The sequence below is a fragment of the Duganella sp. Dugasp78 genome (assembly GCF_059491455.1).
The window spans coordinates 447967-463348 of sequence record NZ_CP168506.1 but is presented as its reverse complement, the minus strand read 5'-3'; the positions used below and the strand labels follow the sequence as shown (position 1 = coordinate 463348).

Annotated in this window: 8 protein-coding genes; 3 read left to right on the top strand and 5 right to left on the bottom strand. The window is 68.1% G+C overall.

The features are described from left to right. Positions 1–9: 9 nt before the first annotated feature. From ACEN9O_RS02060 to ACEN9O_RS02050, 3 genes are read left to right on the top strand one after another with little or no spacing between them, the layout of a single operon-like run. On the top strand, positions 10–8142 hold the full coding sequence (locus ACEN9O_RS02060) for a two-partner secretion domain-containing protein (RefSeq protein WP_495616001.1): 8133 nt from the start codon (positions 10–12) through the stop codon (positions 8140–8142). A gap of 22 nt (positions 8143–8164) precedes the next feature. Then, entirely contained in the window at positions 8165–9013 is an 849-nt protein-coding gene (locus ACEN9O_RS02055) for a hypothetical protein (protein ID WP_495616000.1), read from the top strand. 13 nt (positions 9014–9026) lie between these two features. Further along, positions 9027–10835: a CHASE2 domain-containing protein gene (locus tag ACEN9O_RS02050; RefSeq protein WP_495615999.1), complete on the top strand. Its 1809-nt coding sequence runs from the start codon at positions 9027–9029 to the stop codon at positions 10833–10835. On the opposite strand, the gene ACEN9O_RS02045 is transcribed toward ACEN9O_RS02050, so the two are convergent. The 5 genes from ACEN9O_RS02045 to ACEN9O_RS02025 form a co-directional block, all read right to left on the bottom strand. Further along, positions 10836–11294: a hypothetical protein gene (locus ACEN9O_RS02045; RefSeq protein WP_495615998.1), complete on the bottom strand. Its 459-nt coding sequence runs from the start codon at positions 11292–11294 to the stop codon at positions 10836–10838. Positions 11295–11318: 24 nt separating this feature from the next. Continuing rightward, complete coding sequence (locus ACEN9O_RS02040) at positions 11319–11774, bottom strand: hypothetical protein (protein WP_495615997.1); 456 nt, start codon at positions 11772–11774, stop codon at positions 11319–11321. A gap of 31 nt (positions 11775–11805) precedes the next feature. Beyond that, positions 11806–13401 (bottom strand): caspase family protein, encoded by a 1596-nt coding sequence (locus tag ACEN9O_RS02035; RefSeq protein ID WP_495615996.1) that lies wholly within the window; start codon positions 13399–13401, stop codon positions 11806–11808. Between the two features lies 1 nt (position 13402). Beyond that, positions 13403–14026 (bottom strand): OmpA family protein, encoded by a 624-nt coding sequence (locus ACEN9O_RS02030; RefSeq protein ID WP_495615995.1) that lies wholly within the window; start codon positions 14024–14026, stop codon positions 13403–13405. 406 nt (positions 14027–14432) lie between these two features. Next, positions 14433–15311 (bottom strand): PEP-CTERM sorting domain-containing protein, encoded by an 879-nt coding sequence (locus ACEN9O_RS02025; protein WP_495615994.1) that lies wholly within the window; start codon positions 15309–15311, stop codon positions 14433–14435. Between the last annotated feature and the right edge of the window lie 71 nt (positions 15312–15382).

The window sequence follows — 15382 nt, the reverse complement described above, 5'->3', positions numbered from 1 at the left end:
GATTCCGCTATGTTGCGCCTCGCATTCCTGACTCGTACGCTGTTTCCCCATCCTTGCGTCCAGGCCGGCGCCGTCCTGCTGACGGTGCTGACCCTGGCGCCGCCGGCGCAGGGTGCGCCGGTGGACCCGACGGTGCGCGCCGGCACGGCCAGCTTCGCCGTCAACGGCAATGTCTTCACCGTCACCAACACGCCCAACACCATCATCGACTGGCGCCAGTTCAACGTCGGCAACGGCGAGTTGCTGCGCTTCCTGCAGCAGAACGCGCAGTCGACCGTGCTCAACCGCGTGACCGGCGTCGACCCCAGCCAGATCCTTGGCGCCCTGCAGTCGAACGGGCGGGTGCTGCTGGTCAATCCCAACGGCGTGCTGTTCGGCGCCAACGCCACGGTGGACGTGGCCGGCCTGGTGGCCTCCAGCCTGCGCCTGTCGGACGCCGACTTCCTGGCCGGTAAATACAACCTCGCCGGCGGCGCCGGCGGCGTGCGCAACTTCGGCACCATCACCACGCCGCTGGGCGGCAGCGTCTACCTGGTGGGCGGCGACGTCAGCAACGGCGGCGTGATCCGCGCGCCGGGCGGGCAGATCCTGCTGGCGGCCGGCCAGCGCGTCAGCCTGGCCGACAGCGGCGCGCCCAACCTGTCGGTGACGCTGGCCACCGGCGGCAAGGCGCTCAACCTGGGCGAGCTGAACGCGGCGGGCGGGCACATCGACATCTATGGCGCGCTGATCGACCTGCAGGGCGTGGCGCGCGCCGACAGCAGCGCGCGCGACGCGCAGGGACGCATCGTGCTCAAGGCCAGCGGCGCGACCAGCGTGACGGGCACCGTGAGCGCGGCCAACAGCGACGGTGCCGGCGGCAGCGTGCAGCTGCTGGGCGACACCGTCAGCCTGGGCGATGCCGCGCGCATCGACGCCGGCGGCAGCCTGGGCGGCGGCACGGTGCTGGTGGGTGGCGACTATCAGGGAAAAAACGCGGCAGTGCAAAACGCCAGCCGGGTCGACATGGCGGCCGGCGCGCGCATCGACGCCAGCGCCGGCCGGAACGGCGACGGCGGCAAGGTGGTGCTGTGGTCGAACGAGCACACCAGCTTTGCCGGCAGCATCGCCGCGCGCGGCGGCGCGCTGGGCGGCGATGGCGGCCTGGTCGAGACGTCCGGCCACACGCTGCTGGCCCAGGGCCGAGTGGACACGCTGGCGCCGCATGGGCGCACCGGCAACTGGCTGCTCGATCCGGCGGTGTTCTGCTTCTACACCAGCAGCGCGACCGAGTGCACCGGATCGGCGGCGGCCGGCGCCACCGATTTCAATTCGCTGGGCAACCTGCTGGTGGCCAGCAACGGCACCCTGTCGGCCAGCGACTTCGTCACCTTCCTGCCCAGCGGCGGCAACGCCTCGGTCAGCCCGTCGATTCCGGCCGGCCTGACCTTGACGGTGCAGGCGCCCTACATCGAGGTGGGCCGTGGCGCCAACATCAACACCGGCGTGGTCGGCCTCAAGCTGGACGCGTCGAGCGCCTACGGCACCACCAGCCGGGTCGACAGCGGCGGCGCCAACCTGACCGGCGCCATCAACATCCTTGGCTATGTGGAATCGAACGCCAGCCAGACCCTGGTCAGCAATGGCGGCAAGATCTCGGTCGGCAATGCGCTGGGCAGCGGTACGGCAGGCCTGAACATGACTTCGGCCAGCGGCACGCAATCGTTTTCCGCCGGTTCGCTGAGCGTGGCCAGCAGCAATGGCGCCAGCCAGGGGAATTCCTACAACGCGCTCGTGATGTCGGCGGGCAACCAGACCGTCAACGCCAATACCGTGGAGGTCCTGGGCGGCAACGATTCCGGCGGCGCGGGCAACTTCGCCAGGATATTCAGCAGCGCCAACCAGACCATCACCGCCAGCGACGTCACCCTGACCGGCGGCGCGTCGGGCCTGGCCGAAATTGCCGTCAAGACGGACAATGGCAAGCAGACCATCAATGCCGCCAGGATCACGCTCACCGGCGGCGGTGCGGGCCTGTTCAATAACGCGGCCATCAACGCCACCGGGCTCAATGTCAGCCAGACCATCGGCGCCAGCGCCAGCCTGACGGTGAACGGCGGCAGCGGCGGCTCCGGCAACGGCGCGCAGATCCGCGCCGACGGCGGCTCGACGCAGGCCTCGGCCACGCAAAAAATCGATGCGGGCGCGATCACCATCAACGGCGGCATCAGCAACCTGGCCGACGAGAACCGCGGCAATAACGCCTCGCTCGATTCGGCCGGCAGCCAGGTCGTCAACGCCAACTCGATCACCCTCAATGCCGGCAGCACGACCGTTGCCGTGCCCAACTACGGCGCGTCGCACGCCTTCATCGGCGCCGGCTCCGGCGGCCAGAGCATCAATGTCACCGGCTCGATCAAGCTGATCGGCAGCAGCGGCGTCGGCCGGACGATGGCCAATATCTATACCTTCGGCAACCAGTCGGTCAAAGCCGACAGCATCACGGTCACCGGTGGCAGCGGGGGCACGAATAACGGTGCGGAAATCGGCTTGTACCGCGATACCAATGTCCCTGCGCCGCTCAACTTGAGCCAGACCATCGGCGCCAGCAGCATCACCCTGGTGGCAGGCCGGGACGGCACCAACAACACGGCCACGCTGAGCGCGACCGGCACGGGCGTGGTGCAGAAAATCAGCGCCGACAGCATCACCTTGGCCGCCGGCGCCGGCACCAACAACACCGCGGCCGTGTTCGCCAACGGAGCGGGCGTCAATCAGCTGATTACGGCGCCCGTGATCCGTATGACCGGCGGTGCGGGCGGCAGCAGCAACACCGCGCAGTTCTGGGCCAATGACGACAGCCAGACGGTGTCGCCGGTTCAGACCATCACCGGTGGCACGATGACGCTGACCGGCGGCGCCAGCGGCGTCAACAACAACGCCTACATCAGCGGCACCGGCACGCAGACGGTCACGGCCAACGACATCCTGCTGCAGGGCGGCGGCGCGACTAATCTGAACGCCTACATCAGCACCGGCAAGGATCAGGTGCTGACTGTGCAGAACGCCATTGCCCTGCAGGGCGGCAGCGGCGGCGTAGCGTCGATGAACGCCGATGGCAATCAAAGCATCACGGCGGCGTCGCTGTCGCTGACCGGCAGCGCGACAGGCAGCGGTGGCGGTAGCGATATCAGTAGCACCGGCAACCAGACCGTTGCGGTCAAGACGCTGGCGATTACCGGCGGCAGCGGCGGCGACCACAACCATGCCAACCTCAGCTTGAACAAGGCCGCCGGCCACACCCAGACGATCACTGCCGACAGCATCGTCATGCAGGGTGGCGTCGGCACCGAAAACTTCGCAGGCCTGCATGCGACCGGCGCCGGTGTCACCCAGCGCGTGACCGCCAAGACCTTGACGATCAAGGGCGGCTCCGGCGTCACCGGCGACTGGGCCCACCTCTGGTCCTTCGACGACACCGGCACGGTGGCGGCGACCCAGATCGTCAGCGCCGGCACGATCAGCGTTACCGGCGGCTCCAGCCAGGACAGCAACGCCATCATCGGCGGCAACGCGCACCAGACCATCACTGCCAATTCGCTGAGCATCGACGGTGGCGCCAACGGCACCAACGGCGCCGGCGTCAGCAGCGACCTCGACCAGAGCATCACCGTGCTTGGCGCGCTGACCATGACCGGCGGAACCGGGACCAACCAGAGCGTCTTTGTCAGCGCCGGGACGGCGCAAACCATCACCGCCGGTACCTTAACGATGAGCGGCGGCACGGGTAGCAGCGGCGATACCGCCAACGTGAACAGCGGCGGCAACCAGACCATCCATGCCGATGCCATCACGCTCAACGGCGGATCATCCGGCAGCAACAACCGCGCCCAGATCGGCTTGTTCAACAATGCCGGGCAGGGCGGACTGGTGCAGGAGGTGGTTGCCGCGTCCAGCCTGAGCTTGACCGGTGGCGCGGGCGGCAGCCAGAATAATGCCCTCATCACCACCGGCGCCAATGGCGGCACGCAAAACGTCACAGCCCCCACGCTGAAACTGACCGGGGGGGCTGGCGGCTCGAACAATGTGGCGCGCATCAACGCCATGGGAACCGATAGCACAACGGTATCGGACCAGAACATCAAGGCCGATAATTTGAGCATGGTGGGGGGCGGCAGCAGCGGCCCCGCCGACGCCCACAACTGGGTCCGCCTGTATGGCAGCGGTAAGCAAACCATCGCTGTCAGCAACAACCTGACCATCGCCGGCGGCACCGGGACCGAATCCAGCGCCGGCATCAGCAGCGGTGTGCTGCAGACCATTACCGTCGGCGACACATTGAGCATGCGCGCCGGCACCGCTGACCAGAGCGCCGTCTTCATCCAGCAGGCGCCCGCCGATGGGATCGCGAACGGTGCGCAGACGATCAGCGCGCATCGCATCAACATGGTGGCCGGCGCCGATGGCAGCGATCGTTATGCGACGATCTACGCGCAGGCCGGCACGCAAACCTTCAACCTGAACGGCGCCGGCTCGGAACTGACCCTGAACGCAGGCGGCAGCAGCGGCAGCACCAACAACCAGGCCGTCATTTACCAGGTCGGCTCGGGCGTGCAGAAATTCGTCATCAACGGCGGCGGCGCGGTCAAGCTGCACGGCGGCAGCGGCGACGGCCTGCTGGACGGCGATCCGAACGCCGGTTACTGCGCCGGCTGCCGCACCAGCAACAATCTGGCGGCGATCTACTCTTTCGGTGGCGGCGACCAGATCCTGGACTTCGTCGCTGGCGGCACGCTGGATCTGGTGGGCGGCAAAAATGGCTCGGACAACGGCGCCGTCATCCTCGCTGATCTCAGCAATGGCAATCGCCAGACCGTCACCAGTTCGGGCGGCGCGGTCAACTACCCGGCCATCACGCTCACCGGCGGCAGCGGTGGCTACTACAACGCGGCCGACGGCGCGATGAAGACCAACCTGGCGGCGCTGGCGTCGACCTCGCAGCTGAAGGACGTGCCGGCCGGCGCGCTGAAAACCATCAACGCCAAATCGATCACGCTCGACGGTGGCGGCACCCCCGGCACCCACGGCGGTGCCTTGCTGGGCACCGGCCGCGGCGATGCGGTGGTCAACGTCACCGGCGACCTGACCATGACGGGCGGGGCCAGCAGCGTCACGATGCTGGCGGCGGCCGATCCGGCCAAGGCGTTCTCGCGCGACGAGGGCGCGGTGGCGGCGATCAACCCGGACGGCAACCTGACGCTGAACGTCGGCGGCAACCTGAGCCTGACCGGCGGCAGCGGCACCAGCAGCGAGGCGCTGATCCTGGCCAACGGCGCCAATGCCGGCATGACGTTGGCGGTCGGCGGCGCCACGCGCCTGATCGCCGGCGCCTCCTCGGCCGCGATCGCCACGCACGTGACCTATCAGACGCCCAGCCCGGCGCCGGGCTCCGTGGTGGTCGACCTCGGCAGTGGCGGCAGCATGAGCACGTTGACGTTTGCCGCCAGCGGCCAGACGGTCGACCTGACCGGCACCATCAACGCCACCGGCTCGGCGCCCAACGCGACGCTGCTGCCGAACTACACGCCGAACGCGCCGGCCGGCGGCGACCAGGTCGACTGGACCGTGCTGGGCGCGAAGAACCTGCAGGCCGAGGTCTACGCCAGCGACGCCTACACGGTGCACAGCGGCGGCCTGGTCACGCCGAACGGCAACTGGATTGTCGCGCTCGGCAAGAAGGCTGCGGCCAGCCTGGACCCGGCCGGCAGCAGCACCCTGAGCTATGAGCTGATCAACGCCCACGGCTACAGCTGGAGCCCGGCCGTGTACGACAGCGCCAACGCGGCCGCGTTCCGCTTCCTGCTGCCCGAGGGCAGCCCGGTGGTCGACCTGAAGGTGGCCGACGCGGCGGTCCAGTCGACCTGCACCAACAACCCGGCCATGTGCGCCAGCACCGGCGTCAACGGCACCAGCGGCAGCGCGCTGCCCGGCGCCGCCACGGCTGCCGCGCCGGTAACCTACGACGTCAAGCTGGCCGTGGCCGACACCACGGCAGCACCGGCGCCGGCGCCGGCTGCGGCCGCTGCGCCAGCCAAGGCCGAGGACGGGCCGGCCGCCGGCGTGGCCGGCGCCAAGGTCGGCTTCGGCGGCAAGCGCGAGGCGACCCGCGAGAAGGAGGTGGCGCAGGCCGCCGACGACAAGAAGTCGACCCAGGAGCTGAAGCGCGAGGCGCGCGAGGCCAGCGGCGCCGCCAAGGCCGATCTGGCCGGCGCCCGCAAGGCCGAACTGGCCGCGAAGAAGGACGCCGGCGCGGCCAGGCAGGCCAGCGCCGAGGCGGCCAAGATCGAAGCCCAGGCCAAGCGCGCCGAGGCGGTGGCCAAGCGCGCCGAGGCCGACGGCAAGCAGGCCGACAGCGATGCGCGCAAGGCCGAGGCCGAGGTGCAGGGCGCGGCCACGCCGGCGCTGAAGGTGGCGGCGCAGGCCAGGAAGGCCGACGCCGACGCGCGCCGGGCCGGCGCCGAGGCCAAGCTGGCCGACGCCAACGCGAAGAAGGCCGAGGCCGGAGCGAAGCAGAGCGAGGCCGGCGCCAAGAGCGTCGAGGCCGAGGCGCTCGGGGTCGATGCGCGCGCGCGCACCGCCGCCGCCGAGGCCAAGATCGCCGACGCCGCGCGCAACGAGGCGCTGGCGCAGGCGCGCGAGGCCAAGTCGCCGCAGCAGCGCGCGGTGGCCGAGCGGGTGGCCGCCGACAAGCGGGTCGAGGTGACGCAGAAGACCGCCGAGAGCCGGGTGCGCCAGGAGCAGGCCGACGATCTGCGGCTGGCCGCGGCCCAGGCCAAGGACCAGGCCGACGCGCGGCGCAGCCAGGCCCAGGCCAGCGCGCTCGAGGCGCGCGCCAAGCGCGAGGAAGCGCTGACGCAGTCGGCAACGGCGCGCAGCCACAAGGAAGAGGCGCAGGTGCAGCGCGCCGAGGCCAGCGGTAAGCCCGAGCTGGTCAAGGCCGCGCTCGGCGCCAAGGCGGCGGCGGACCGGAAGCTGGCCGCCCAGGCCAAGAAGGCCGAGGCGCAGAAGGTCGCGGCAGCGGCCAAGGCCGAGGAAGCCAAGGCCAAGCAGTCCAAGGCCGACGCCGCCGCCGTGGTGGTGGCCAAGCGCGACGAGGGGCGCCGCACGCGGGCGCTGAAGGCCTTCGCGGCCACGGCGACGGCGGCGATGAGCGCCGAGCAGCTGGCCGAGCTGTCGGTGCTGCGCCACGAGCACAAGACCGCCGTGTTCAAGGAGGCGCTGAAGATCCTCGACCACAACTCGCACGCGGCCGACCTGCCGGCATGCGGTCCCGGCGCGGTCGGCGTCTGCGTGCCCGGCCAGGCGCAGCTGCAGACGCAGTTGCAGGCGATGCCGAACCGTCCGGCGCTGCGTCTGCCGAGCGCGGCCTTCCTGCCGCAGATCGAGCGCAAGGTGGCGGTCGTCATCGGCATCAATCACTACAAGGACGCGCGCATTCCAACGCTTGATTCGGCGGTGCCGGACGCCGAGGCGGTGGCCACGCTGATGGCTGAGAAAATGGGCTACGAGGTGCACGTGCTGCGCGACGCCACGCGGGCCGACATCGTCACCGGCATCGGCGCGATGTCGCGCGAGCTGGGGCCGAAGGACAGCCTGGCCGTGTATTACGCCGGCCACGGCTACATGACCGGCAACGCCAAGAGCGGCAAGCAGGGCTACTGGATTCCGTCGGACGGCAGCGGCAGCAGCCCGGCCAACTGGATCTCGACCAGCGACGTGTCGAAGTTGCTGGCCAGCGTGCCGGCGCGGCAGGTGATGCTGGTGTCGGACAGCTGCTACTCGGGCACGTTCGCCGAGGGCCAGAAGGTCGACGCCGCCGCCGATCCAGGCCAGATCCTGGGCCGCCGCTCGGTGGTGGTGATGTCGTCGGGCGGCGAGGAGCCGGTGTCCGACGAGGGCGTCGAGGGCCATTCGATTTTCGCCTGGAGCCTGATGAACGCGATGAAGCGGGTCACCCGCTACGACACCGGCAACACCGTGTTCGACGCCACCAAGGCCGGCGTGACCGAGGCCTATCCGCAGGTGCCGCAGTACGGTGCGGCGGTGTCGGCCGGCCACACCGCCGGCGGCGATTATCTGTTCGAGACGCGCAGCTATAAATGAGGCACTGAGCCGAGGAGGGATGATGTCGCTGATCCGAGTTGTTTTACTGGCGCTCGCATGCGCCGTTGCCGGCCCGCCGGCCGTCGCCGCCGAGGAGGTGGTCGGCATGGTGCTCGACGTGCAGGGCAACGGCGAGCTGGTGCGCAACACCCAGCACAGCAAATTGCAGTTGCTGAACTACGTCAAGCCGGGCGAGCAGCTGCGGCTGGACGCGGGCGCCAAGGCCTCGGTGTCGCACTACGGCGCCAAGCTGATCTACCAGCTGACCGGGCCGGTGCTGGCCGAGGTCGAGCCCGGCGCGATCCGCGTGCTGAACGGCACGCCGCTGGCCACCAAGTCGCTGGCCGAGAAGGTGGTGGCGGCGGCGCTGAGCCCCAACACCGGGCCGGCGGCGTTCAAGCTGCGGGCGATCATGCTGGACCTGACGCTGCTGGGCCCGAAGAACGGCACGCTGGTGCTGGGCACCCGTCCGCAATTCCGCTGGGAGGCCAACGAGGCCACCTCGTACACCTTCACGCTGGAGCGCGCCGACGGCACCGCGGTGACGCAGTTCAAGACCGACGCCTCGGCGTGGGAACCGCCGCCGGCCGCGCCGCTGGCGTATGGACAGAGCTACCGCTGGAGCGTGGCCTACACCTCGGCGGTCGACGGCGAGGCGCGCCAGGCGACGGCCCAGTTCCAGGTGGCCAGCGAGGCCGAGCACGCCAGCCTGCTGGCGCTGCGGCCCGGCGCGGGGGCGCCGATCGATGAATGGGTGCTGTACGCGAGCCTGCTGCAAAACCGCCAGATGCTCGACGATGCCCGCGCGATCTGGCAGGAGATCGCGGCACGCCGGCCGGACCTGAGCAAGGCCGGCAGCCTGGCGCGCTAGGCCTCCCTTGGCCGTGCTGCCACCCGCCCTTGCGCGCTGTGGGACGGCGGTGCGCGGCTACGTCTGCGTGCTGCTGGCGCTGGCCTGCGCCTTGCCGCTGGCGCCGGCCATCGACGCCCGCCTGCTGGACCTGCAGTTCGCGCTGAACCGCGCCTGGTTCCCGCAGCCGGTGCAGCGCGACCTGGTGCTGGTGGGTATCAACGAAGCCTTTCTTGACGGCGTCGAAGAGCCGGTCACGCTGAGCCACCGCTATCTGGCGCAGTTCCTGCGCGGGGTGGGCGCGGCCGGCCCGCTGGTGATCGGCATGGACCTGGTGCTGCCGGAAAAGCGCTACGACCAGCTGCAGTCGCGGCGCGACCCCGAATTCGATTTCCACCGCACGCTGCTGGCCGGCCTGCTGGGCGCCATCCAGACCAGTCCGGTGGTGGTGGCCAAGGTCTGGGACCACGACCGCCACCACTTCCACGAGATTCAGATCGACTACAGTTCGGTGCTGGCCAGCCAGGGCGAGGCGGTGCACGGCAGCGCCTCGGCGCTGTTCGCGGCCGACGACGACGGCCGCGTCCGCCGCTATCCCGACGCGACATTGCAGCCGGACCGCACGCCGTTCACGCTGTCGAGCGAGATCGCGGCGGCGGCCGGCGTGCGCCAGCCGTGGACCGGGCTGATCAATTACCAGCTGGGCGCGCCGTTCCAGTACATTCCGCTGCAGCAGGTGCTGCAACTGGCCAGCGAGGGCAGGCAGGACGAGCTGGCGCGCCGTTTCGCCGGCAAGGCCGTGCTGCTGGGCGCGGTGCTGGACGATGTCGACCTGGTCGACCTGCCGGTGCCGCTGGCGGCATGGCTGCCCGGCGCGACGCGGGTGCCGGGCATGCTGGCCCACGCGCAGGCGGTGCGCAGCATGCTGAACGGCGGCCTGATCGCGCCGTTGGCGCGCGCCGGCATCTGGGCCGGCGCGGCCGTCATGGCTTTGTTCTGGTTCGGCGCGCGGCTGCGGCGCAAGCTGGCGCTGCTGGTGCTGCTGTCGCTGGGCCTGTGCGCGCTGAGCACGGCGCTGCTGCTGCGCGGCGTGTGGCTGGCGCCGGCCGCGCCGCTGCTGGGCGGCTGGATCGCACTGCTGGCGCGCGCGGGCTGGCAGTCGTGGCAGCAGTTCCTCGAGCGGCAGCGCCTGAGCCGCTGCTTTGGCGGCTACGTCAGCCCGCAGGTCATGCAGAGCATCCTGGAGGGCGGCATCGACGCCCGCAAGTCCAGCCGCAAGCTCAGCGTGTGCGTGCTGTTTTCCGATGTGCGCGGCTTCACCGGCCTGAGCGAAGCCTTGCCCGCCGAGCAGGTGGTGGCCCTGCTGAACCGCTACTTCGCGCGCATGACGGCGGTGGTGCACCGCCACGGCGGCACGGTCGACAAGTTCATCGGCGACGGCATGATGGCGTTCTTCGGCGCGCCCAACGAGATGGCCTGTCCGGAGGCTGCCGCGCTGGCGGCGGCGCGCGAGATGCTGGCAGAGCTGGCGGCGCTGAACGCCGAGTCGGCGCGGCTGGGCGCGCCGTCGCTGCGCATCGGCGTCGGCCTGCACAGCGGCATGGCGGTGATCGGCTACATCGGTTCGGAGGAGCGCCACGAGTACACGGCGATCGGCAACACCGTCAACGTGGCCGCGCGCATTGAAAGCCTGTGCAAGGAGGTGGGCATGCCGTTGCTGTGTTCGCTGGCGGTGGCCGAGCGGCTCGACAGTACGGAAGGGCTGTGCGATCTCGGCCTGCGCGAGATCAAGGGACACAGCCCGGTGCACGTGCTGGGCTGGGCGCCGGCCCAGCCCGGATGATCACTCTTTTTTCTTGATGAAGACGATCTTGTCGATGACCGACTCGCCCGATTTATCGATGTGATAGATCACGTTGGCGTTGTACTGATTGGCGCTGTTCATGGCGCGCTCGGCGTTGGCCTGCTTGATGAACGAGTACACCACCGGCAGCAGCGCCAGGATGAACTTGGGCTTGAGCGCGGGATCGACCGGCTTGAGCGTGACCTCGCCCTGCTCGGCCACGGCGGTGATCCATTTGTCCACGCGTGGCGGAATGTTGTTGAGCGAGATCTTGCCGCTGATATTCACCTCCACCTCGTTCTTGCCCTTGCCCAGTTCGCGCGACAGCAGGTTGTCGAACAAGGTGGAGTCGAGGAAGGTGATGGATGGGCTGTCGGCGGCCGGCGGCGTGGGTTCCGTGGCCAGCGCCAGCGGGGCGGTAAATGTCAGCAACAGCAATGAGTGGCGGAGCAGGTTCATGGCGGGCCTTGTGGAGGAGGGGATTTATTTGACGATCAGCGTCAGGAGTTTCTCGTTGCTGCGGTTGCTGCTGTCTTGTATCTTCAGCAGCAGCCGGTGCTTGCCCGAGGGGACGTCCGCGTGGTCGATGCGCAGCTCGTTCTGCTCGAAGCTGGCGCGCTTGAGCAGGCGCTCGGTGATGTTGATGCCGAAGGCGCCGTAGTACACCTGCAGCGAGGCCGGCACCAGCGCGGCGCCGCCTTCGGTGCTGAAGCGCACGCGTACCGGGAACGGCGTGGTGACGATGTTTTGCGGATCGGCCGGCTCGACCAGGTCGATGGTCGGCGCGCCCGGTTGGGGCACGCCCTTGGCGATCAGGATGGAACGCGACAGCATCGCCTGCTCGGCCTGGCTTTCTGCCGGCGTGATCAGGGGTTCCTCGGCCCGGCTCAGCGCGGGGGCCAGCAGGGAGCAGCACAGCAGCATGGTGGACAGGTTCATCGCATCTCTCGTCGGTGGAACAGGGGCGGCATCACCATTCGGTGAATTCGACCAGGGCGGCGCCGAAGGCGTCGGAACACTGGGCGCTGCTGGCGGGCGTGCGCGCCGCGCCGCCGCGGCGGCATTGCGGCGAGGACGCGCGCAGCGAGGTGCCCAGCAACCATTGCAAGTTGGCGCGGCCGGCAGGATCGCTCAGGCTCTGCACGAACGGCCCGGCCTTGTTATTGCCCAGCACAGACAAGTCGCGCTCGGACGCGCTGACCACCACCAGCATGCGGTCGATGCCGGCCGGCCCCTGCGCCGTGATGCGCCAGTTGGGGCGCGGCAGCTTGAGCGTTTCGCCGGCCTTGATGGCGTTGGCGTGGTCCTTATCGTTGGGGAACAGCATGTAGTAGCTGCTGTTGTCCGAGCCCAGCAGCACCAGATAGACGTAGCCGTCGTGCGAGGACGTGACCGAGACGTCCAGCGCGTCCTTGCCGATGCGCAGCAGGTTCGAGGGCGAATTGAGCGCCACCGTGCGGCGCGGATCGCGCTGGGCCAGCACGTCGTTGAAGGCGGCGCCGGGCGCGGCCGAGGCGGCCGGCGCCACCGTCATCACGCTGGCTTGCTCGAACGCCGAGGCGAACCAGCCTGGCACGAAGCCGGTGTTGCCGCCCAGGGTCAGGTGCTGGGTGCTGTATTGCTGGCTGCCGGCGAAGCGCTGGTCGATCTTGCTTTGGGCGCAGGCGGCGATTTCATTGACGGTGATGGCGCCCGAGTTGTCCAGGTCCTTGCCGTCGCCCAGCATGCAGTCGCGCCAGGCCTGGGTGGCCAGGCCGCCGGCGCCCTCGTCGTCGAAGGAGATTTCCTCCGGCCGCGAGGAAGAGATCTGCACGATGTTCTGCGGCAGGGCACCGCTGCGCATGGCCTCGCCGGTCAGGCTGCGGGTGCGGATGTTGGCCGGCTTGGCGCAGGCCTCGGCCACGCCGCCCGGGCTGAACTTCGGCGTCAGTTTGGGGCCGTCGGGCAGCTTCAGGCTGCGCGTCAGCATCATCGGCTTGTCGACGATGCCGCCCGAATGGCAGGCGTCGTAAAACACGAACAGCTTGTCGGCCTTGTCGGAGATCGGCTTGAGCAGCGTGGCCAGCCGTTCGTTGGTCAGCGGGTGGCTGTCGGCCGGCAGCAGCGCCTCGACGCAGCCGTTTTCCTTGGCGTGCACGTCGTACCAGCGGCTGCCGTGGCCGGAGAAGTAAAAGAACACGCGGTCGCCCGGCTGGGTGCGTTCATTGAGGGCGGCGATTTCCTGCAGGATGCGTTCGGACGTGGCCTCGTGGTCGCGCAGGATGGTGATGTTTTCCGGCGGTATCTGCATTGCGACCGCCATCTTGCTGGCCGAGTCGATGTCGTAGCCGATGCCCTTGAGTTGCGGCACGGCCGGGCTCAGGTAGTCGCCGACGCCGATGATCAGCGCATGGCGGGTGGCGCGCGGCTGCACGCGCGCGCTGGCGGCGGCGGCCTTGTCCTGCGCTGGCGTGGCGGCCGGCGTGGCGGCTGGTGTGGCCGAGTGGGCCTGGCCGCTCAGCGCGCCGGCGAGCAGCAGCGGCAGCAGGGCAGGAAGACGCAGGGGAGAACGCTGTTGCGCCCTCATCTCATTTCCCCAACATGACGATGCGCACGCGGCGGTTCTCCGGCGCGCCCGGCATGGCTGGATTGAGCAATTCGCTCGAACCCTTGCCCTCGGTGACGATGCGTTTGGCGTCGATGTGCTGTTGCACCAGCGCCCGCTTGACCTGCTCGGCGCGCTGTGCCGACAGGCGTTTGTTGTAGGCCGGCTTGCCGTTGCCGTCGGTGTGGCCTTCGACCAGGAAGCGCATCGGCAGCAGCTCCGGCGTCAGCAGCGCCTGGGCCAGGTTGGCCAGCAGTTTCATGCTGGCCGGCAGCACGCGGTCGGAATTGACTTCGAACTGGATGGCCAGGTTAATCGATGGTACCGGGGCCGGCGGCTGTGCCGCGGCGCTGGCCGGCGCGCTGGGCGCCGGTTCCGCGCCCTCGGGCATGGTGTTGACTTCGACGGCCAGGTTGCGGGTCTTGCGCTGCGGATGGGCCGAAGCTGCCGGCGCCGCAGCCGGCGCGCCGACGGGGCGGGCGCTCAGCGCGTCTATCATCTGTTGGGTGGTGGGCGAGGCGGGAGCTGCCTCCTGAGCTACTGCGGTGGCGCTGGAAGCCAGCAGACATGCGTGTAAAAGCAACGACAACCATTGTTTGTTCGACATGAAAACCCCGCAGGAAGTGATGTCTGTATTGTACTGAAAATTCATCTCAGTCAATTCTTCTTTGCGGAAAATCTAGAAATATTCTTTGGAACTGTGTAAATCTGCAGACGAAAAAAAGCCGCATAAGCGGCTTAATGCCGTTCAGTTAAGGGTGGTCGTTCCCGCGAAAGCGGGAACCCATGCGGAGCTTGTCTCGCAGGCGCCGTATGGAGGGAATTCAAGCAATGCTTGGAGGGAATTCAAGCAATGCTTGGATTCCCGCTTTCGCGGGAATGACGGCGGGCGACTCAAGCTTAACTGAACGGCATTACGCGTAAGCGGCTAGATTTATACGGGACGTCACTTACGCAGTGTGCCGCCGTTCGATTGCGTGCTGATGGATATCGAACGGGCGGCGAGCTTGTATTTACGACTGCTTGCGGCGGCGGACAAGGCCAATCAAGCACAGCCCGCCAAGCAGCATGCCATATGTCTGCGGCTCGGGAACCGCTGGTGGCGAGTCGGTGCTCGGAGCGTCGATGGAGACGCTCGCGCCCAAGTAGGCGTCCAGACGAAGGCCCTGGTCGCTGCTGAACATATTGCTGTAGTCCAGCGTCAAGGTACCATTTTTTTCCACCGTTTTGGGCGTGGTGGTGTGATTGCCAAAAATGTCGTCTAGATAAGGATTTTGGAAAGAAAACTTGCCCGGGCCGAACACGCTTGTCAGAGTCAGGCCTGCGCTGGCCGCCACAAGGTTATCTTGATCAGCAATACCATTCCCCACGATGGTGGCACTCAGTTCGACAGTTTCGTTGATGATCAGACGGGTATTGGCGGACAGCCGGAAATAGTTACTAAAAATAGTCGTGCTGGCGTCCGCAACGCTACGGCCATATCCGGTGGTCGCTGCCGGCGTCGACGAATTGCTGGCCAGAAGGGATGCGGTTGCGCCGGAGAGGCCGAATGCGCCGCTGCCAGCATTGATGGTGCTATTGACCGAGCCGGCCAGCGCGGAACTCTTGGAGTAGCTGGAGCTGCTCAGGCCAGTGGTGCCGCCCTTGTAGGTGTCAATATCCGCGAAGTGGGCGACGGTGTCCATCAGAGTAAGCGTGGTGCGGCCAAATGCGGGCGAGGGCAGGCTACTGTCGAGCGTCAGCGACGGGGTAATCCCGTCAGACGTGTCCAGATCGATCAGCTGGATGGTAAAGCCGGTTATTTTGGTCGAGGCTGTTCCGCTTGAGGCGTAAGCGGCGCAACTGGTGAAAACTGCAATGGCGGCACAGGCGAGCCGTAGCGAATTTTTCATGGATATCCTTATGAGGTAGATGATTTCAAGATAAACTTTGTTGTCTTAAAAATACTAACATCACCTATAAG